This window comes from Azotobacter vinelandii CA (assembly GCF_000380335.1).
GTDB lineage: Bacteria > Pseudomonadota > Gammaproteobacteria > Pseudomonadales > Pseudomonadaceae > Azotobacter > Azotobacter vinelandii.
On the sequence record NC_021149.1, the window covers coordinates 1070968 to 1091544 of the forward strand.

Below are 20577 nucleotides of genomic sequence, written 5' to 3' on the forward strand. Positions count from 1 at the left end.
GGGCTCGATGCGCTTCCATGACGCGGCACGAAGCTTGTCGCAGTGCCCCATGCCCTGTATCGCGACGTGAAAAGCCGGGCGCCCGAGCCCCGTTCTGTCGGACGCTCTCAGTCCATCGGCCGGTCGCGCAGGAATACGAGGCGCTCGGGCGTGGAGTGGCTGATGGAGAAGCGGTAGCCACGTTCGTCGAAGTCCTTGAGGCCTTCCGGGTCGCGCAGTCGCTCCTTGATCACGTAGCGGGCCATGCGGCCGCGGGCCTGCTTGGCGTAGAAGCTGACGATCTTGTACTGGTCGTTCTTCAGGTCCCTGAACTCGGTGTCGATGACCCGGCCGCGCAGGAGCGGGCGCCTGACCGCCGAGAAGTATTCGTTGGAAGCCAGGTTGAGCAGGATATCGTCGCCCTGTTCGGCCAGCGCTTCGTTCAGCCACAGGCTGATGCGCTCGCCCCAGAAGGCGTAGAGGTCCTTGCCGCGGGCGTTGGCCAGTTTGGTGCCCATCTCCAGGCGATAGGGCTGCATCAGGTCGAGCGGGCGCAGCACGCCGTAGAGGCCGGAGAGCATGCGCAGGTGCGCCTGGGCGAAGTCGAAATCGGCCTCGTCGAAGTCCTCGGCGTCGAGCCCGGTGTAGACATCGCCCTTGAAGGCGAGCAGGGCCTGCTTGGCGTTGGCCGGGGTGAAGTCGGGCGTCCATTCGGCGTAGCGCGCGGCGTTGAGCCCGGCGAGCTTGTCGGACAAGCTCATCAGCTCGGCGATCGCCTGCGGGGTCAGCTCGCGCAGCCGGACCATGAGTTCGGCGGCGTGGTCCAGGTAGCGGGGCAGGGTATGGCGCGCAGTGACCGGCGGGGTCCGGTAATCGAGGGTCTTGGCCGGGGAAATCACCATCAGCATCGTTGCTCTCCTTCGAAACTGCGGCGATTCTAGCCCGTGCCCACGTTTTCCCGGAGCTAGCGATGATCGAATGCAACCATGAACACTGGCGGTCTTCCCACGACTACCGCCCGCTGGAGGCCGGCAGCGAGCGCCAGGCCTGGCTGGTGGTGGCCCTGACCGGGGTCACCATGCTGCTGGAGATCGCCGCCGGTTACGGATTCAACTCCATGGCGCTGCTGGCCGACGGCTGGCACATGGCTTCGCACATGGTGGCGATCGGCCTGACCGCCGTGGCCTATCTGCTCGCCCGGCGCTACCTGCGGGACCCGCGCTTCGCCTTCGGCACCTGGAAGATCGAGGTGCTGGCCGGCTTCGCCAGCGCGCTGCTGCTGGTAGTGGTGGCGTTCCTGATGCTCGTCGAGTCGTTCTGGCGGCTCTGGGAGCCCCGCGAGATCGCCTTCGATCTGGCGCTCTGGGTGGCGGCGCTCGGCCTGGCGGTCAACCTGCTGTCGGCCTGGCTGCTGCGCGACCAGCACGATCACCATGGACATGCCCACGGGCACCATCAGCATGCCGACCATGACCATGACCATGACCATGACCATGACCATGACCATGACCATGACCATGACCATGACCATGACCATGACCATGACCATGACCATGACCATGACCATGACCATGACCATCACGGTCACGGCCACCGCGATCTCAACCGCCACGCCGCTTACCTGCACGTGCTGACCGATGCGCTCACCTCGGTGGCGGCCATCGTCGCGCTGCTCGGCGGCAAGCTCTTCGGCTGGAACTGGCTGGACCCGCTGATGGGCATCGTCGGCGCGCTGGTGATCGGCGTCTGGGCCAGAGGCCTGCTGGTCGAGACCGGCAAGGTGCTGCTCGACCGGGAGATGGACAGCCCGCTGGTGGCGCGGGTGCGCGCCACGCTGGAACGCGAGCCGGACACCGAGGTGGCCGACTTGCACCTGTGGCGCGTCGGCCGCGCCCAGTACGCCTGCATCCTCAGTGTGGTGACCCATGGCGACAACAGCGCGGACCGCTACAAGGCCTGTCTGACGGGCATTTCCGGGCTGGTTCACGTGACCGTGGAGGTGAATCGCTGCGAGGTGGGACAGGCAGGCGGGCGAGGGTGATCCCTCTCACTCTAGCGACCGCGAGCGGAGCCGCCAAGGTCATTCGGCGGAGGTATAAAAAAAGCCCGGCAGGCGCTGAAAAGTACTTTTTTCTGTCATCCGTTTTGCTGTATCAACGAAACCAGACCGTCTGACAGACCAAGGAGGATGCCCTGCGCGTCACGAGCGTCGCCACGGTCTGTCGATTGCGCGCACGTCCGGCGGCTTCCGGCCGGCGGCGTGCCCGGACTCTCCCGCCCGGTGCCGGAGAGGATGGCGGTTCCCCGCGGCGGAGCGCTGTATCCGGCATTCCGTCGCCTGCCCCCGGCCAGAAAAAGGTGACCGAATATGGATGAACACGGATGCGCCCACCCCACCCAGGCGACCCTCTACGTCCTCGACACCAACATCCTGATTCACGATCCCAACGCCTTGCTGAACTTCCAGGAGCACCACGTCGGTATCCCGATGACGGTGCTTGAGGAACTCGACAAGCTGAAGACCGGCAAGCACACCGTGGCCGCCGAGTGCCGCCAGGCGATCCGGCTGATCGATCAGGTGCTCGGTGAGGCGACGCCCGAGGAGGTCGAGCAGGGCGTACCCATCCAGCGCGGCAAGAGCGGCCCCTGCGGCCTGCTGTCGATCCTCATGAGCCGCCGCGCCGAGGCCGAAGAGCGGTTGCCGGATGACGAAAGCAACGACAACCGCATCATCAACCTGGTGGTGGACCTGAAGAAGCGCCGGCCGGACGTGCCGGTGGTGCTGGTCACCAAGGACATCAACATGCGCCTGAAGGCGCGCGCCTGCGGAGTGGCGGCCGAGGACTACCACACCGACCAGTTGATCGACGACGTCAGCCTGCTGCCGCGCGGCTACCACAGCCTGAGCGGCTCCTTCTGGGACCGGGTGAGCAAGGTGGAGACCCGCCAGGACCACGGCCGCGCCTGGCACCGGGTACAGCTCACCGACAACCTGCCGTCGCTGCACCTCAACGAATTCATCCTCGACGAGCAGGGCTTCGTCGGCTGGGTCAAGGGCATCAAGGGCGACGAGCTCCTGATCCTCGACCTGCACCAGGAGCCCTTGCTGCACCAGGAGGCCTGGGGGCTGCGGCCGCGCGACATCTACCAGGCCCTGGCGCTGTTCGCCCTGCTCGATCCGGATATTCACCTGGTCAACCTGACCGGCGCCGCCGGCTCGGGCAAGACCATCCTCGCCCTGGCCGCGGCCATCGAGCAGACCATGGTCAGCAAGCGCTACCGGCGGATCATCGCCACCCGCAGCGTGCAGGGGCTGGACGAGGACATCGGCTTTCTGCCCGGCACCGAGGCGGAGAAGATGGAACCCTGGCTCGGCGCCATCACCGACAACCTGGAGGCGCTGCACATGGATGACGAGAACACCCACGGCAGCGTCGACTACATCCTGCAGAAGGTGCCGTTGCAGTTCAAATCGCTGAACTACATCCGCGGACGCAGCTTCCAGCAGAGCCTGATCCTCATCGACGAGTGCCAGAACCTCACCCCGCACCAGATGAAGACCATCATCACCCGTGCCGGCAGCGGCTCCAAGGTGGTCTGCCTGGGCAACTTGGCGCAGATCGATACGCCCTATCTGTCGGCCACCAGTTCCGGGCTGACCTATCTCACCGAGCGTTTCAAGGACTTCCGCCACGGCGTGCACATCACCCTGCAGGGGGTGCCGCGCTCGGCCCTGGCGGAGTATGCCGAGGCGCACCTGTAGCCGTCGCGGCCGCGGGGGTTATTCCCGCGGCCTTCCGGCCTCCACGGGGGTATACAATTGGCCCCCTTTCGCTGAAGGAGGCATTGCCCATGCTCACCCATCTCGATTCCCGGGGCCATGCCCACATGGTCGACGTCACCGACAAGGCCAGCACCGCCCGCGAAGCCGAGGCCGAGGCCTGGGTGCGCATGCGCCCGGAAACCCTCGAACTGATCCAGAAGGGCGGCCATCCCAAGGGCGACGTCTTCGCCGTGGCGCGCATCGCCGGGATCATGGCGGCGAAGAAGACCCACGAACTGATTCCGCTCTGCCATCCGCTGCTGCTGACCGGCATCAAGGTCGAGTTGAGCGCCGAGGGCGAGGACCGTGTACGCATCGTCGCCCGCTGCAAACTGGCCGGGCAGACCGGCGTGGAGATGGAGGCGCTGACCGCGGCCAGCGTCGCCGCGTTGACCCTCTACGACATGTGCAAGGCGGTCGATCGCGGCCTGCTCATCGAGCAGGTCCGCCTGCTGGAGAAGAAAGGCGGCAAGAGTGGCCACTACCAAGCCGGCCAGGCCATGTGAAAGGCCAAATCGAGCTCGGCGGCCGCTTGCGGCTGACGCACTTCAAGTGCGGTCCCGAAGGGGCGAGCGGAGCGAGTCACGCAAACTCCGCTTCTTCGCTCGATTCGCCTTGCCCGACCTTCGCTCGCTACGTTTTCACACGGCCTGCAACGCCTGCTTTCCGGAGTATCCCCATGATTCACGTGCAGTATTTCGCCCGCTACCGCGAGACGCTCGGCGTCGATTCCGAACGCCTCGCCTGGGAAGAGGGCTTCGCCCGCCTGGACGACCTGCGCCGCCACCTGCTGGCGCGCGGCGGCGACTGGGCGGTGCTCGGCGAGCGCAACCTGATGTGCGCCCGCAACCAGGAGCTCTGCGGCCTGGACGAGCCCCTGGCCGACGGCGACGAGGTCGCCTTCTTCCCCACCGTCACCGGAGGCTGAGATGGGTATTCGGGTACAGGTCGGAACCTTCGAGCCGGGGCGCGAACTCGATGCGTTGCACGCGGCCAACGCCGGGGTCGGCGCGGTGGTCGGCTTCGTCGGCTACGTGCGCGATTTCAACGAGGGCCGCGAGGTCGGCGGGATGTTCCTGGAGCACTATCCGGGGATGACCGAGAAGGCCCTGGCGAAGATCGCCGACGAGGCCGCGCGGCGCTGGCCGCTGCTCCGGGTGGAGGTGCTGCACCGCATCGGCCGCCTGGAGCCGGGCGAGCCGATCGTTTTCGTCGGCACCGCCAGCGCCCACCGGCAGGCGGCCTTCGACGCCTGCGCGTTCATCATGGATTACCTGAAGATCCGCGCACCGTTCTGGAAGAAGGAAGATACCGGTGAGGGACCGCGCTGGGTCGAGGGCCGCGATAGCGACCAGGAAGCGGCGCGGCGCTGGTAGGGGGATGGGCCGGAGTCACCCGCCAGGTGGGCAAGCCTGCGGGCTGGCCGGGCTTCAGGAGCGCCGCGGCACCGGCTGGAGCAGTTCGGCGGGCGGGATCTCGCAGTCGATCTTGCGCCCGAGCAGCGCCTCGATCGGTGGCAGGGCGAAGGCGTCGTCCTCGCCGGCGAAGCTGATCGAGGTGCCTTTGGAGCCGGCCCGGCCGGTGCGGCCGATGCGGTGCACGTAGTCGTCCGGATCTTCCGGCAGGGTGTAGTTGATCACGTGGCTGACACCCTCGACATGGATGCCGCGGCCGGCCACGTCGGTGGCCACCAACACGCGGATGCGGCCCTCGCGGAAGCCTTCCAGGACCTTGATGCGCTTGTGCTGCGGCACGTCGCCGGACATCTGCGCGGCGCTGATGCCGTCCTTGGTCAGGCGCTCCTCGATGCGCCGCACCTCGTCCTTGCGGTTGGCGAACACCATCACCCGTTCCCAGTTGTTGCGGGTCACCAGGTTGTACAGCAGCCGGTACTTGTCGCTGCCGGCCACCGCGTAGACGTGCTGCTCGACGCTGTCGCTGGCGACATGCTCCGGTTCGATCTCGACGATCGCCGGATCGACCGTCCACTGCTTGGCCAGGTTCATCACGTCCTCGGTGAAGGTCGCCGAGAACAGCAGGGTCTGCCGTTCGCCCTTGTACGGGGTCTGGCGGATGATCTGCCGCACCTGCGGAATGAAGCCCATGTCGAGCATGCGGTCGGCCTCGTCCAGCACCAGCACCTCGACCATGTCCAGATGCACCTCGCCGCGCTGGTTGAAGTCCAGCAGGCGGCCGGGGGTGGCCACCAGGATGTCGCAGAACTTCTCCTCCAGTTGCTTGAGCTGCTTGTCGAAGTCCATGCCGCCGACGAAGCTCATCACGTTGAGGCCGGTGTAGCGGGTCAGCGCCAGGGCATCCTTGGCGATCTGCACCACCAGCTCGCGGGTCGGCGCGATGATCAGCGCGCGCGGCTCGCCCATGTAGCGCTCCTTGGGCGGCGGGGTCTGCAGCAACTGGCTGATGATCGAGATCAGGAAGGCCGCGGTCTTGCCGGTGCCGGTCTGGGCGCGGCCGATGGCGTCCCGGCCCTTGAGGGTGTAGCCGAGCACCTGGGCCTGGATCGGCGTGCAGTAGGGGAAGCCGACGTCGTGGATGGCGTGCATCAGCCGCGGGTCGAGGTCGAAGTCGTGGAAACGGGTCTTGCCCGGCACGGGTTCGACCACGAAGTCCTCCAGCTTCCACTCCGCCGCCGGCTTGTCCGGCGGTGGCTCGCGCCGTGGCCGTCCGACCTGGGGCTTGCCGGCGCCCTTGCGTTCGCCGACGGGCTTGTCGGCGACGATTTTCCTGCCGGCGGGCTTGCCTTCGCTGCGGGGGGGCTTGGTTTTCTGCCGGGGCGGCTTGGATGGAGCGGCGGGAGCGGTGGAGCGGGTGGCGGGAGCTGGCATGTCGGCGGCGACAGGCGGTTGTGCCTGTTCGCCCATGCCTAGAAGTTTCTTGAGTGCCTTGAGCACGGTTATCTCGTCGATGGATGAGGAATGGATTGCCGCCAGTGTAAAGCAAGAGGCCAGGCGGGCGAAGGGCTGCGCAGCCGGGATGCAACGATGCGCCGGCCATTTCGGCGGCGTTCCCGCCAGCGCGGACCGTTCCCGGGACATCGGCGCCCCGGGAGCGCGCTGCGCTAGCGGGCCAGGCGCTCGGCGAGCCAGAGGCCGATGTCGTGGATCTCGTCGGCGACCACTTGGTGTCCCATCGGATATTCCCGCCACTCCACCGGCACGCCATGCTCGGCGAGCGCATCGTGGGCGACGCGACCGAGCGCCGGCGGCACCACCTCGTCGTGATTGCCGTGCAGGTGCAGCACCGGCAGTCGGCTCCGCTGTGCGTCGAGTTCGAGCCGATCGAAGGTCGGCGCATAGGTGGAGAGCGCCAGCACGCCGGCCAGGGGGCCAGGCCAGCGCAGGAAGGCGGTGTGCAGGACCACCGCGCCGCCCTGGGAGAAGCCGGCGAGGACGATCCGCGCCGGCTCGATGCCGGCCTGGCGTTGTGCCTCGATCAGCTCGACGACATGGCGCGACGACTCCTCCAACTGGTCCTCGTTTATGGCCCGGGCGCTCGGGCTCATGGCGAGAATGTCGTACCAACTGGGCATGCTCCAGCCGCCGTTGATGGTCACCGGACGGCTCGGCGCCTGTGGCAGGACGAAGCGCACGCCGTTCAGGCGGCGCTGCAGGAGGCGCGCGACCGGCTCGAAGTCGTGGCGGTCGGCGCCGAGGCCGTGCAGCCAGATGACGCAGGCGTCGGCGGCGCTCGTCGGCTCCAGGATCAAAGGTTCGTTCATGGGGACTCCAGTACGGGGCGGGGCCTGTGGATTGTCGGCCGGTGCGACGCCGGAACTGCGGCAAGCTTACACAGTTTCGCCGGCCGTGCCGTATGCGATTGTCCCGGACGGGGGAGACAGGGCAATCGCATGAAATGCCCGCTCCATACCGGACTGGAAAGATTGTGTACCTGGTCCGTTCCGGCGTGGTCTCCAGATCCGGTGCATCGGCTGCTTGCCGAGGGGCCGGACAGTCCCTGTTTCGGCCCCCCGGCCGAGTCACTTTCTCTTTGCTCGCGCGAAAGAGAAAGTAACCAAAGAGAAAGCGCGCCCGATCATTCGGCCCCGGCTGCGCCGGGGCTCCCTCGCTCCGGCGCCGCTCCGGGGGCACGTCGCGAAGGGACGTCCCTGTCCCTTCGCGACTCGCTCGGCGTCCTGCCTCGCGTCCCCCTCCGCGACACCTGCGCTCGGCCTCCTGAACGGGAGTCGGTTCCGAGCTGCCTGAAAGCGCTTTTGCCCTTCTTGCGGCACGGCCTGTCAGGCCGCGCCGGATACCCCCTTCAGGAGGCCGAGCGGAATCGTCGTGGAAGGGGGCGAGCGGCAAGGATGCCGCGAGAGCCGCGATGGGCCATGGATGGCCCTTCGCGGCGGGCCCCTGGAACGGCGATGTAGGGAGGGAACCCGGAGCGAAGCGCAGGGCCGGATGAGGGGGTGGCCTTCTTTTGGGTTACTTTTTCTTGGCCAGATGTACAGACCGGAGACCTAGGTGACAGGTGTGCGGGGACATGGTTGACACTTTCGGCAGTGACCTGCCGAGCCAACGACCATGCCCTGGAACATTCAAGACACCATGAACCTACGAGAAGAATTTGTCCTGCTGGCCCAGCAGGAAGGCAGCAACCGCCGTGAGTTGTGCCGACGCTTCGGGATCAGCCCGCAGACTGCGTACAAGTGGCTGGTCCGATATGAACAGCAAGGGCGTGCCGGCCTGGCCGACCTTTCCAGGCGCCCCAAGACCAGCCCACACCTGACATCGCCCAGTCTGGAAGCCCGGGTGGTGGAGCTGCGCCAGGCCCATCCGTGCTGGGGTGGACGTAAGCTGAGTCGGCGCTTGCAAGACCTGGGGCATCCAGCCTTGGCGCCAAGCACCATCACCTCTATCCTGCACCGTCACGGACTGATCGATCCCCTGGCCTCAGAAGCGGCCGTGCCCTGGAAACGCTTCGAGCACGCGGCACCCAACGATCTGTGGCAAATGGATTTCAAAGGGTATTTCCAGACATCCGAAGGCCCCTGTCATCCACTGACCGTGCTGGACGACCACTCGCGTTTCAACCTGGGCCTGCGGGCCTGCGCCTGTCAGCGCCATGGCACCGTGCAGGGTGAACTGATCGGCATCTTCGAGCGCTATGGCTTGCCGGTACGGATCAACACGGACAACGGCGCCCCTTGGGGTGCCTCGCGCCAACCGGGGCAATTGACCGAACTTGCCATCTGGCTGATCCGGTTGGGCATCCGCCTGAGCTTCAGCCGTCCTCGTCACCCGCAAACCAACGGCAAGGATGAACGCTTTCACCGCTCACTCAAGGCCGAAGTCCTCAATGGCCGCAGCTTCCACACCCTGCACCAGGCCCAGGAAGCCTTCGACAACTGGCGTGTGGTCTACAACCACCAGCGACCCCACGAAGCCCTTCGGATGGTCACGCCTGTCACACGCTACCGAGTCAGCCCACGGACTTATCCTGTACAACTGCCCACCATTGAATACGGGCCGGACGATACCGTGGTGACAGTGAAGGCGCTTGGGGCGATCAGGTTCAAAGGACGCAGCTACAAACTCTCCAATCCACTGCGCGACCAGCCGGTGGCCATCCGTCCGAGCGGCGATACCGACGGCTTATACGACGTGTACTTCGTCCATCACAAGCTGGTGCAGATTGACCTGCGGGAGTTAGCCAAAACTGACGCATAATCCGTCAACCATGTCCCCGCACATGTGTCCACCATGTCTCCGGTCCGTACAGCCAGACAAGAAAAAGTGACTCGGCCGGGGGGCCGAAACAGGGAGTGTCGGAGCACTCGGCAAGCAGCCATGCCAAGGCTCACACAATCTTTCTTTCCAGTCCGATATCAGGCGAGCGCTTCATGCGATTGCCCTGACGGGGGAGACGGGCCCGTGCATCGTAGCCGGAAGCTGGTGTCTAATGGCCCGGCGCCATGCGGTCGATTTTCCGCGTCGGACAATCGACCGCCCGGTTTCCATCTTTCTCCATGATCCTGCGAAGAGTAGTTCCTTCCCATGAAGAAGAGTCGTTCGCGTATTTCCCGCCTCATCCCGTCCATCGCCGCAGCCGCTTTCCTGCCTTCGGTCCACGCCGCCGAACCCGGTTTCCTCGAAGGCTCCTCGGCCACCCTGCAACTGCGCAACTATTATTTCAGCCGCGATTTCTCCGACATCGTCGGGGCCAGCAAGAAGTCGAAGTCGAAGGCGGAGGAGTGGGCCCAGGGCTTCATCTTCAACTACCGTTCGGGTTACACGACCGGACCGGTCGGCCTTGGCCTCGACGCCCTCGCCGTGCTGGGCGTCCGGCTCGACAGCAGCCCCGAGCGGAGCGGGACCGGCCTGCTGCCGGTACATGACGATGGCAAGGCCGCCGGCGAGTTCGGGCGGATCATGCCGGCGCTCAAGGTCCTGGCCTCCAACAGCGAGGTCAGGATCGGCGGGCTGCAGCCGGAGCTGCCGGTGCTCATGTACAGCGACATCCGCCTGCTGCCGCCGACCTACCAGGGCGCATCGCTGGTCTCCAACGAGATTCCCGGACTGACCCTGCAGGCCGGCCGACTGCGCTCCTTCAGCCGGCGCGACTCCGGCGACAGCCAGCCGCTGTACGCGACCCTCACCGAGTCCGCCAATCCGTCGCGGATCGCCGGCATCACCTCGCACCGCTTCGACTACGTCGGCCTCGACTACAGTTTCAACCACGACCACAGCCTGGCCCGCGTCTGGCAGGGCGAACTCAAGGACATCTACCGGCAGCGCTTCTACGGTTTCAAGGAGACCCATCCGCTGGGCGACTGGGTGCTCAGCGCCACCGTCGGCTACTACGACACCGAGGAAAGCGGCCGGGCGCGGGCCGGCAACATCGACAACCGGGCGCTGTACACGCTGCTGTCGGCCAGGTACAAGGCGGATACCCTGACCCTGGGCTACCAGTCCATGTCCGGCGCCGACGGCTTCGTGGAGATCGGCGACACCCTGGCTCCGCTCGGCAACACGCTGCCCACCTACGATTTCTCCCAGCCCGGCGAGCGCTCCTGGCAAGTACGCGACGATCTCGATTTCGCCTTCCTCGGCCTGCCCGGGCTGAGTGCCACCCTGCGTTACGTCGAGGGCGGCGACGTGCGTACCGGGCGTGGCTTCGAAGGGGAGGACAGCGAGCGCGACATCGACCTGTCCTACACGATGCACGACGGCCCCCTGAAGGACGTCAGCCTCCGTCTGCGCCATGCCATGGCCCGTGCCAACTACCGCTCCGACATCGACGAGAACCGGGTGATCGTCAGCTACACCATGAAACTGATCTGAGCCATGCTCCGCTGGCCCGACCGACGGGAATTGCCTAAGCTCGGCAGCCCGTTCCCGCGCCGGAGAGCCGTCTTGCCGTCATTCCCCGCCAGCGGCGCGCAGCCCGCATGAGCGCGCCGTCCAAGCCCTGGTTCGTCTACCTGGTGAGGGCTGCCAACGGTGCGCTCTACTGTGGCATCAGCGACGATCCGCAGCGACGCTTCGCCATGCATCGGAGCGGTCGCGGCGCCCGTTTCTTCCATACCAGTCCGGCGCAGGCGCTAGTCTATGTCGAATCCTGCGCCGACAAGGGAGCAGCCTTGCGCCGCGAGCGGGCGCTCAAGCGCCTGTCGAAGCCCGCCAAGGAAGCCCTGGTGGCCGCCGCCCCGTAGCCCACCGATCCGCCTGCGGAGAAAGCCGCGATGCACGAGCCCGTCCTGCACCATTACCCGAGTTCGCCGTTCGCCGAGAAGGTGCGCCTGATCCTCGGCTTCAAGCAGTTGTCCTGGCGCTCGGTGATCGTTCCACGGGTGATGCCCAAGCCCGATCTCCTGGCCTTGACCGGCGGCTACCGGCGTACGCCGGTGCTGCAGATCGGTGCCGACGTCTACTGCGACAGCGCGCTGATCGCCCGCCGCCTGGAGGCGGAAAAGGTTTTCCCGACGCTGTTTCCCGAGGAGCAGGCATTCAATGTCGCCGGTCTCGCCGCCTGGGCCGACGAGTTCTTCTTCCTGCATGCGGCGGCCCTGGCCTTCCAGCCCGAGGCGGTCGCTCAGCGTTTCGCCCAGTCGCCGCCGGGCGAACTCAAGGCCTTCGTCGAGGACCGGGCGGCGCTGTTCAGTGGCGGCACCTTCGAGCGCCTGCCGCTGGAGCAGGCCCGCCAGCAGTGGCCGACCCTGATGGCCCGCCTGCAGCGGCAACTGGAGCACGCGGACGGCGACTACCTGTTCGGCGAGCCTTCGCTGGCCGATTTCGCCGTGGCCCATCCCCTCTGGCTGCTGCGCGCCATGCCGCTGACCACCGCCCTGGTCGACGCCTGGCCGGCGGTGGCCGCCTGGCTCGACCGGGTGCTCGGCTTCGGCCACGGCTCCTCCAGCGGACTGTCCGCCGCGGATGCCATCGATATCGCCCGCGCGGCGATTCCCGCGTCGTTGCCGAACGAGCCTTCCATCGAGGGCGGCGACTGGCACGTCGGCCAGCGGGTGGCCGTCGCCGCCACCGATTACGGCGTCGAGCCGCTGGAGGGCGAATTGCTGCACGCCGGGTTCGAGGAACTGATCCTGCGTCGCGAGGACCCGCGGGCCGGGGTGCTGCACGTGCACCTGCCGCGCCTGGGGTTTCGCGTCGTCGGGCGCTGAGTTCGATCGGGCAGGGCGAGGAGGTATCGACGATACACGGGAAACCCGCTGTTTCGGGTCCGTGAATGAGGCGGTGGCGGGTAAAAAATCCGTCCCGCGGCATCGGGCGCCCGCATTTGCGGGGCCCTCACAGGCTCGCTGCCTGTCCGGGCAACGGTGGCGGAGCCTGTGGGAAGCCGGGGACGGCAAGGGCGACAAGACGATCGGCCGGGCCGTCCGTGGCCCACCGAGACGCTTGTCCGACGGCTCTCAGAGCCTGTTCACGATCTGCTGCGCGTTGGCCCTGCTGCGTTAAAAACAGGCTCGAAATGCTCATTTACCCTACGTAAACTCCGCTTCCTCGCCTGTTTTTGCCTTGCATGGCTCTAGCTCGCTGGATCGTGAACAGGGCTCTCAGCCGCGCAGCCGGGCGAGACTGTCCAGGACGAACTCCGGCTGCTGATCGGCGGGAATCTCGACGAAGTAGAACTGCCCCTGATCGAGGGTCGGCAAGTCGCCGCCTTGCCACAGGACGGCGCCCACATCCACGCCGCTCGATGCCGGCCGCTGCAGCCGGAGATCCGCCGAGATCAGCGCATCGAACTCGGCCAGCGCCGGCGACCCCAGGTCGGCGTCGCCGCGCGGCCGCCAGGCCAGCGACCAGCGGTAGTGCCTGGCCACGTTGATCAGCGGGCGGTAGTGTTCGAGGTCGGTCGTTCCCGGGCGGTCATCGGCGGGATGCTCCTCCAGCAGCACCCCGCCCACCGGCTGGGCGGACAGGGCGCGCAGCAGGTCCGCCATGTACATGGCGGCATCCTCGATCGCGTCCGGGTTGGTTTCGATCCCGGAGCGTCCGGCCAGCGCGTTGGCGTGCAGCAGCCAGTGCCTGGGCGACGGCATGGCCAGCACCAGCGGCGTCCGCCCGCGCAGGTTGGCGACCACCGCCTCGACGACCTCGGCGAGCAGCCGGCGCGGCTCATCCTGCTCCAGCAGCTTGCGCAGCGGGAAGGACGCGCGCCGTTTCGAGCCCAGCTCCGCCACCGCTTCCGGGTGGCGGGACAGCCAGGAGTCGAATAGCTCGCCGACCTCCAGCACCGCCGCGTCCGGGCGCAGCAGGCCCTGGGCCTGGCTGAAATAGGCCAGGTATTGCGCCGCGCCCGTCCAGGGATCGCCGTCCGCGCCCAACAGCAGCCGTCGGGTGTAGGCCGAAGCCTTCAGCCACACCCGCAGGCCTCCGCCGCCCGTGCCGCCGGGCAGATCCTCGGCGAGATGCCGGCTCATTGCTTCTCGCCTCCCAGCGCGTCGAGTGCCGCCAGGCGCGCTTCGAGTTCGGCGATGCGCACGTCCTTCGGGTTGGGCATGTAGTTGGGCTTGGGCTCGCTGCCCGTGCGGAACCGCTCGGCGCTGCCCATGTAGAGCTTGTCGATATCCTCGCCCCAACAGCCGAAGTACTGCAGATGGGCGGGTGGCGTCGGCTTGTTCCAGGTCTTGACGAACTCGGCGTAGGGCACGCCACGGGCCAGGCGCGCCTTGCGCTCGGCATCGCGGGCGGTGGCGGTGGCCTGGTGATCGATCGCCAGCGTCGCCGGGTCGAACTTGACCTTGTACAGGCGCTCGGCGACGCCCGGCGAGATCAGCCCCTCCTCGATGTCGCGGACGACGCCCGCCGGATCGCGCTCCAGCAGGTCGCCGTAACCGGCGCCGGCACCCTGCGAAATCATGAACAGCTCGCCGCGTTTGGAAATCTCGAAGCCCATGCCCATGTGGTGGGTGGTGTAGCTCGCCCCTTCGAAGGGACGTTCGTTCATGAGTTCCTCGATCGAGTGGCGGAATTTTTCCGGCGTTTCGAGCAGCACGTCGTACACGTCCACGCCCCTGATCTTGGCGAGCGGGTAGGTGCCGCAGGCGTAGCCGCCGAACAGGCCCTGCATCGGCGGGATCTTGGCGCCCTGGCAGGTGGTCATGAAGCCCCACTGATCGCTGTCCTTGGTCGCCACCATCATGGTGTAGCCCTGGCCGCCGCGATACTTGCCCGGCGCGATGGCGTCGCGGGTCATCTTCTTCGACACCAGTTGCAGGAAGGGCACGTCCTCCTCGTTCAGCTCCTGCTCGCCGATGTCCGCCATGGTGGCGAAGATTGGTGCCAGGGCGTGCTCGCCGTCGCGGTCCACCGTGGCGCCGGCGCCCATGCCGTTCAGGTCGGCGCAGAGGTTGCCGAGGGTTTCGCCGTGCTGGCTCACCCCGCCCCAGATGAAGGTGTTGATCATGTTGAAGGTCGGCGCATGCACCTTCGTGTACTTCTCCGGGCAGCTGTAGAGGAACTTCGCCACCGCGTGCTGGCCGGCGGTGAAGCCGGTGAAGATCGACATCAGGCTCTGCGAGTTCGGCGCGTCGTAGGAGCAGTTCATGATCGAGTGCGGGTCGGTGATCACCTCGATCGGCGCGAAGGCCGCCTGGCCGCGCGGCAGGTCCGGCCACACGTAGCACAGGAAGAGTTGCGAGAGCATGCCCTTGAGGCCGGCGACTATGGTGTTGGTCGGCCGGTTGGTGAATTCCGGGGCCGAGCCGCGGAAGTCGAAGATCAGCCGGTCGCCGGTCTTGGTGAGCTTGCAGTTGACCTTCACCACGCAGTTCTCGCGCAGGGTCGAGTCCTGGATGACGTAGGTGCGCACCGTCATGTCCGGCCATTCGCTGACGCGGCGCTTCACTTCGGTGCGGACGTTTTCCATGGTCAGGCGCAGGGTCGAGACCAGCGCGTCCGGGCCGTCGGTCCCGAGCGTCTCCACGATGCGCTGCTTGATGCGCAGGCAGGCGTAGAGTTTGACCTTCATGTCCTCGTACTGCAGCTTGGGTTCACGCACCGAGTTCTGCAGGAAGGTCAGCAGGTCGCGCTTGATCTCGTAGTTCTCGACGACCTTGAAGGGGCACATCTTCAGCCCTTCGTCGCTCGGGCTCTCGGCCATGGACGGCATGCCGCCCGGCTCGATCGCGCCGTTCTCGCCCTCGTGCACCGTCGAGGCCACCCAGCACACCAGTTTCCCGTCGTGGAAGATCGGCAGGATCATGCTCTGGTCGGTGTTGTGCACGTTGCCGTAGCGGGAGTCGTTGTGGATGAAGCCGTCGCCCTCGCGCACCCCCACGGTGGGGTCGTTCAGCCAGTTCTTGATGATGAACTTGATGGGGTGGTGCACCAGGGCGGAGAACAGCAGCACGCCGCCGGCGCTGGCGATGGCGAGGTCGCCCGAGGCCGAGTACACCCCGGTGATGACGTCGCCCCACTTGGCGCCGGGCGCCGCGCCCATCTGCTCGACCATTTCGTAGCCTTCGTCGCAGCCGGCCTGGATGCGGTCGCGGATCTTGGCGATGGTGTGGGCGTCGCTCATCCTGCCGATGGCTTCGTCCTCGACCGCGCTGCGCGGCATCAGGTCGTGGTTCTGCATGATCTCCGGGTCCGGCCCGAGGAACAGCGTGGTGTCGTTGAGGAACTTCTCGATCAGTGCCAGTTCTTCGCTGCTCGGCGTCTTTGTCTTCGCGGGGGTGGCGATCTTGTTCATGTCCGATCCTGTCTGAAAGTGAAAGAGGGTCGTGGCGCGCCGTTCAGGCGCGCAGGAACCAGGAGGCGCCCTGGCGGGCGGCGACGAAGTTCCAGCCCGGATTGACCAGGAAGGTGGTCACTTCGGAGGCGATGATCGCGGGGCCGGCGATCTGCATCCCCGGCTCGATCGCCGCCCGGCTCCATACCGGCGTCTCGAAGGCGCCCGCGTGGCCGACGAAGTGGCAGGTGCGGGTGGACGACGGCGGTGGCGGCGACTTGCGCCGTTCGGCCGGCAGCGGCTTGATGTCCTCGAACTGCACCGTCTCGTGGCGGACGAACGCGGCGACCCGGATGGTGTTGATGCGGATGCCGGCCTCCGGCGCCTGCGAACCCTTGCCGAAGCGCTTGCCGTAGTCCTCGGAGAACTGCTCGATGATCGCCAGCACGTCCGCCGGTCCCCGCACCTCGTGCCGGGGGATGACCGCGGTGGTCTGCACCAACTGGTTGCCGTAGCGCATGTCCAGTTCGAGGCTGTGGTGGATGTCTTCGCGGGCCATGCCCTGGCGCAGCAGGTCCTGGGTGCCGCGCTCCTTCAGGTCGGCGACGATGTCGTTGAAGCGCACGTAGTCGTCGAACAGGCGGCGGCTGTTCGAGTCGTACAACACCATGTACAGCGAGGTTTCGTGGATGTGGAGCTGGTGCAGGTTGCCGGCGCCGACCGCCGAGAACACCGAGCTGAACGGCGGCGCGAGGATCTTGTCGATGCTCAGGTTCTGCGCGATGCCGCAGCAGTGCAGCGGTCCGTTGCCGCCGTAGGCCAGCATGGTGAAATCCTTGGGATCGTAGCCGCGGGCGCGCAGCTCGGTGAACAGCCCGTTGGCCATGTTGTCGTCCACCTTCTCGCGGATCAGCAGCGCGGCCTCGATGACCGAGCAGTCGAGCTCGTCGCACAGCGTGTCCTCGACCGCCGCCGCCGCCCGGCGCGGATTCAGCGGGATCGATCCGCCGGCGTAGTTCTGCGGGTCCAGGTAGCCCAGCAGCAGGTCGGCGTCGGTCACCGTCGGGCGCATGCCGCCGCGGTCGTAGCAGGCCGGGCCGGGGTCGGAGCCGGCGGATTCGGGGCCGCATTTCACCGTGTCGTACATGCGGTCGTAGCTGGCGATGGAGCCGCCGCCGGAACCCAGGGTCACCAAGTGCACCATGGGCACCGACACCAGCCAGCGGTCGATCACCGGGTTGAAGTCGTAGTGCTTGATGCCGCCCTCGACGACGATGCCGATGTCGTAGCTGGTGCCGCCCATGTCGGTCGCCACCACGTTGCCCAGGCCGCACTGCATGGCCAGGTGCTCGGAGGCGCCGATGCCGGAAACCGGTCCGGAGTGGATGGTCTGCAGGGCATCCGTCGAGTTGAGCTGGGCCATGCCGCCGGAGTTGTGGATGACCAGCATCGGCTGCTCGTAGCGGTGGGCGCGCAGGTTCTGCTCCAGCGCGGACAGGGCGTGGTACATGGTCGAGTGCAGGTAGCCGTCGACGATCGCCGAACTCGCCCGCACGTACTCGCCCTTGCGGCCCGCCACCTGGTGGGACAGCACCACCGGAATCGCCCCCAGCAGATGGGATGGGTACTCTTCGAGGAGGATTTCCTCGATGCGCTGCTCGTGCGCCGGATTGACCACCGAGTTGACCAGCGCCACCACGATGATTTCGGCGCCGCGGTCCACCAGTTCGCGGATCTGGGCGCGCACGTCGTTTTCGTCGAGCGGCATGACCAGGTCGCCCTGGAAGTCCACGCGCTCGCGCACCCCGCGGATCATGTGCGGCAGCACCAGCGGGTCGGGGCGCTGGGCGTTGGGCAGGTCCTGCTGGCCGAGGATGTCCAGCCCTTCGCCGTAGCCGCGGGCCCGCGACAGCGGCACCGTGGCCTCGTAGCCGGCGGTGACCAGCATGCCGATCCGCGGGCCCTTGTGTTCGATCAGGGCATTGGTGCCCAGCGTGGTGGCGTAGCGGACGGAGTCCACCTGCGCAAGGATTTCCTCGAGCTCCAGGCCGAGGTCGCGGTAGGCTTTGCCCAGCGCCTCGTTGAAGCCCAGGGCGAGGTTGTGATGGGTGGTCAGGGCCTTGGCCTCGATGTACTTGCCATCCCAGACCACGAAACAATCGGTGAAGGTGCCACCGATATCGACTGAAACGCGCCTCATTTGTTGTCTCCTCGTTGTTCTCGGCGCCGGCGCCACCCGGAACGTGGCGGCGTTGGGAACCGGCGGTCGACGGTGGTTCAGTGGCTGTGGCCCTGGTCGGCCAGCACTTCGGGGCCGACGACCGGCTCCGCGAGTTGTCCGCGTCCGGCCCACTGCGCGCGCAGGACCGGCAGGTCCGGCTGCATGTCGTGCAGCGGCGGATGGCCGGGGATGGCGTATTCGGTCTCGACCATGGTTCCGCAGTGCGGGCAGTAGTATTCGAGGATGCGCACCCACTCCGGGTCGGGGCAGAAGGTGTAGCGGTATTTGTCGGGGTCGAGGATCGGCGGGTGGATCTCGCGCGGATCGCGGTCGTGGACGAGCATGCCCTCCTTGTAGCCCTTGGTCGCCGGGCCGATCTCGTGGTCGCACACCCGGCACTCCCACTTTTCCGAATCGAGATCGATGCGCAGGTATTCGGTCATCGGAACTTTCATTTTTCAGCCCTTCCTGTTCAGCATGATGTCGCCCGCGTCACTGATGACGAAGGTCCAGCCATCGAGCACGTGGCACGTGAAGAAGTCTTCTTCGAGAATCGCGGGCCCGGCCGCGTGGTCGCCCGGCGCCAGTTCGGCCAGGCGATAGACCGGGATGTCGATGCGTCCCTGGCAGCGGGTCAGCACCTGGCGCATGCCGGCGGCGCCGGCGGCCTGGCTTGCGGCGAAGCGCGCGGTCCTGCCGGCTTCGCTGCGCAGCGGCTTGACGGCGCGCAGGCCCAGCTCCACCGCCCTGGCCCGCGCCAGTTCGGCCGGGAAAGCGGCGCCGTCGGCGACCGGGAAGCGCAGTTCGCGGCCGTCTTCCAGCTCGCCCGCCAGCCAGGCCTGCACTTCGTACTGACCTTCGGCGAAGCCCTCGGCGAACATGTCGCGCGCCGCCTTGCGGCCGAGTTCGGCCAACGCCTCGTCCACGCCCCTGGCGCTGCGCTCGTCGAGCGCGACCGCGTAACGCTGCGAGATATCGCAGGCGCCGATGCCGAAGGCGCTGAACACCGCCGCCAGCTTGGGCACGGCGACCCGGCCGATGCCGGCCTTCTCCGCCACGCCGCAGGCGTTGAGCGGCCCCGCGCCGCCGAAGGCGAGCATCACCGTGTCCTTCGATATCCGGGTGAAGCGGTGCAACTCGGCGGCGATCTTCTCTTCGTAGGCGTTCGCCATCTGCAGCAGCGCCTCGTCGAGCGCGAGGCCCAGCGGCTCGGCGATGTTGACGCTGACCGCGCTGGCGGCGCGGTCCAGGTCCAGCGCCATGCCGCCGCCGAAGTAGGACGCGGGGTCGAAGATGCCGCGCAGCAGGCTGGCGTCGGTGATCGTCGCCTCCTTGCCGCCACGCCCGAAGGCGGCCGGTCCCGGCACCGCGCCCACGCTTTCCGGGCCGATCGCGATGCGCTTGTCGACCACCTTGAAGATCGAACTGCCGCCCGCGCCGGCGCTGACGATCTCGCACAGCGGGAAGGACACGCTGATGCCCTCGACGTGGCCGCGCTGCACCTCGGCGACCACGCCGTCGAGGCACTGGGCGATGTCGGTGGTGGTGCCGCCGACGTCGATGGCGACCATGTCGGACAGGCCGTAGAGCCTGGAGAAGGACTTCATGCCCTCCATGCCGCCGCGCGGGCCTGAGCTGTAGGTCTTGATCGCCACCGTCTTGGCGACGCGCGAGGCGTCGCCGTCGTTGCGGAAGATCAGCAGCGGATTCTTGGTGCGATAGGCGCGCAGGCGATTCTCGGCGTTGAACAGGAATGCCTCGGTCGCCGGATGCAGGAAGGAATTGATCAGCGCCGTCCAGGTACGCCGCAGCGGATCGCGATCCGTCGTCAGGTCGCTGCCGTAGAGCACCGGCACCGCGCCCAGCAGGTGCCGCGGGTACTTGCGCAGCACCACCTTGCGGAAAGCCTCCTCGATCTCGCGGAAGGCGCTGCCGCCGAAGCTCACCACCAGGCGGTTGGCGCCGGTGGCGGTGAGCCGGTTGATCGCCCTCACCACCTCGACGTCGGCATCCGCGCCGCGCACGGCGACGGCGTCGAGGAACTCCACGCGGTCGCCGACCAGCGCTTCGTATACCTCCGGGTCGTGTTCGGCCAGGCGCGCCGGCAGTTCGCGGTCGCCGGCGTCGACGATGAGGCCGAGCCGTGGTCCCTTGCGTTCGCAGATGGCGTTGGTGCCCTGCGTCGTCGAATAGCGGATGAGGTCGACCTCTTCGAGCAGCCGCGCTACGTCCGGCTTGTCGTAGAGCACGCCGGACGCCTTCTGCAGGCCTTCGAAGAAACACTTGCTCAGGTCGTAAGGCGTGGTCAGCACCTTGGTTTTCCTGATTCCGTCATCGGTCATGATGCATATATCGGTGAGCGTGCCACCGTTATCGATGTTTATCTGTAATGTCATGCCGC

The 20577-nt window shown here is 67.0% G+C and carries 17 protein-coding genes; 9 read left to right on the forward strand and 8 right to left on the reverse strand.

Annotation, left to right across the window (positions count from 1 at the left end; translation table 11 throughout):
• Positions 1–107: 107 nt before the first annotated feature.
• Positions 108–887 (reverse strand): peroxide stress protein YaaA, encoded by a 780-nt coding sequence (gene yaaA, locus AVCA_RS05055; RefSeq protein ID WP_012699773.1) that lies wholly within the window; start codon positions 885–887, stop codon positions 108–110.
• 62 nt (positions 888–949) lie between these two features.
• Here yaaA and AVCA_RS05060 point away from each other — a divergent pair, with 62 nt between their 5' ends.
• The 5 genes from AVCA_RS05060 (at position 950) to moaE (ending at position 5178) form a co-directional block, all read left to right on the forward strand.
• Positions 950–2020, forward strand: coding sequence for a cation diffusion facilitator family transporter (locus AVCA_RS05060; RefSeq protein WP_015589526.1), 1071 nt, complete (start codon positions 950–952; stop codon positions 2018–2020).
• Positions 2021–2347: 327 nt separating this feature from the next.
• Positions 2348–3742, forward strand: a complete 1395-nt coding sequence (locus tag AVCA_RS05065) for a PhoH family protein (RefSeq protein ID WP_012699775.1) — start codon at positions 2348–2350, stop codon at positions 3740–3742.
• An 89-nt stretch (positions 3743–3831) separates the two neighbouring features.
• Entirely contained in the window at positions 3832–4308 is a 477-nt protein-coding gene (moaC, locus tag AVCA_RS05070) for a cyclic pyranopterin monophosphate synthase MoaC (RefSeq protein ID WP_012699776.1), read from the forward strand.
• A 173-nt stretch (positions 4309–4481) separates the two neighbouring features.
• On the forward strand, positions 4482–4730 hold the full coding sequence (locus AVCA_RS05075; protein WP_012699777.1) for a MoaD/ThiS family protein: 249 nt from the start codon (positions 4482–4484) through the stop codon (positions 4728–4730).
• Position 4731: 1 nt separating this feature from the next.
• Complete coding sequence (gene moaE, locus AVCA_RS05080) at positions 4732–5178, forward strand: molybdopterin synthase catalytic subunit MoaE (RefSeq protein WP_012699778.1); 447 nt, start codon at positions 4732–4734, stop codon at positions 5176–5178.
• A 54-nt stretch (positions 5179–5232) separates the two neighbouring features.
• On the opposite strand, the gene rhlB is transcribed toward moaE, so the two are convergent.
• Positions 5233–6714, reverse strand: coding sequence for an ATP-dependent RNA helicase RhlB (gene rhlB, locus AVCA_RS05085; protein WP_201765942.1), 1482 nt, complete (start codon positions 6712–6714; stop codon positions 5233–5235).
• Between the two features lie 167 nt (positions 6715–6881).
• The gene (locus AVCA_RS05090) at positions 6882–7541 is read right to left on the reverse strand and encodes an alpha/beta hydrolase (RefSeq protein ID WP_012699780.1); all 660 of its coding nucleotides are present in this window, start codon (positions 7539–7541) and stop codon (positions 6882–6884) included.
• A gap of 805 nt (positions 7542–8346) precedes the next feature.
• Between AVCA_RS05090 and AVCA_RS05095 the strand changes: the two genes are divergently transcribed.
• The 4 genes from AVCA_RS05095 to AVCA_RS05110 all read left to right on the forward strand — a co-directional run bounded on the left by AVCA_RS05095 (position 8347) and on the right by AVCA_RS05110 (position 12443).
• Positions 8347–9492 carry an IS481-like element ISAzvi11 family transposase gene (locus AVCA_RS05095; RefSeq protein WP_012699782.1) on the forward strand — a complete coding sequence of 382 codons (1146 nt, stop codon included), beginning with the start codon at positions 8347–8349 and terminating at the stop codon, positions 9490–9492.
• 327 nt (positions 9493–9819) lie between these two features.
• The gene (locus AVCA_RS05100) at positions 9820–11106 is read left to right on the forward strand and encodes an OprD family porin (RefSeq protein ID WP_012699784.1); all 1287 of its coding nucleotides are present in this window, start codon (positions 9820–9822) and stop codon (positions 11104–11106) included.
• Between the two features lie 107 nt (positions 11107–11213).
• Positions 11214–11477, forward strand: coding sequence for a GIY-YIG nuclease family protein (locus AVCA_RS05105; protein WP_012699785.1), 264 nt, complete (start codon positions 11214–11216; stop codon positions 11475–11477).
• A gap of 30 nt (positions 11478–11507) precedes the next feature.
• Complete coding sequence (locus AVCA_RS05110; RefSeq protein WP_012699786.1) at positions 11508–12443, forward strand: glutathione S-transferase family protein; 936 nt, start codon at positions 11508–11510, stop codon at positions 12441–12443.
• Between the two features lie 393 nt (positions 12444–12836).
• Here the strand turns inward: AVCA_RS05110 and AVCA_RS05115 are convergent, their stop codons facing one another.
• From AVCA_RS05115 to AVCA_RS05135, 5 genes are all read right to left on the reverse strand, one after another.
• On the reverse strand, positions 12837–13703 hold the full coding sequence (locus tag AVCA_RS05115) for a hypothetical protein (RefSeq protein ID WP_012699787.1): 867 nt from the start codon (positions 13701–13703) through the stop codon (positions 12837–12839).
• Positions 13700–15976, reverse strand: a complete 2277-nt coding sequence (locus tag AVCA_RS05120) for a hydantoinase B/oxoprolinase family protein (protein WP_012699788.1) — start codon at positions 15974–15976, stop codon at positions 13700–13702. The genes AVCA_RS05115 and AVCA_RS05120 overlap by 4 nt, the downstream gene beginning before the upstream one ends.
• A gap of 43 nt (positions 15977–16019) precedes the next feature.
• Positions 16020–18155, reverse strand: coding sequence for a hydantoinase/oxoprolinase family protein (locus AVCA_RS05125; protein ID WP_012699789.1), 2136 nt, complete (start codon positions 18153–18155; stop codon positions 16020–16022).
• Between the two features lie 77 nt (positions 18156–18232).
• Positions 18233–18631 (reverse strand): acetone carboxylase subunit gamma, encoded by a 399-nt coding sequence (locus AVCA_RS05130; RefSeq protein ID WP_175555958.1) that lies wholly within the window; start codon positions 18629–18631, stop codon positions 18233–18235.
• A 3-nt stretch (positions 18632–18634) separates the two neighbouring features.
• Positions 18635–20572 carry a hydantoinase/oxoprolinase family protein gene (locus tag AVCA_RS05135; RefSeq protein ID WP_012699791.1) on the reverse strand — a complete coding sequence of 646 codons (1938 nt, stop codon included), beginning with the start codon at positions 20570–20572 and terminating at the stop codon, positions 18635–18637.
• Between the last annotated feature and the right edge of the window lie 5 nt (positions 20573–20577).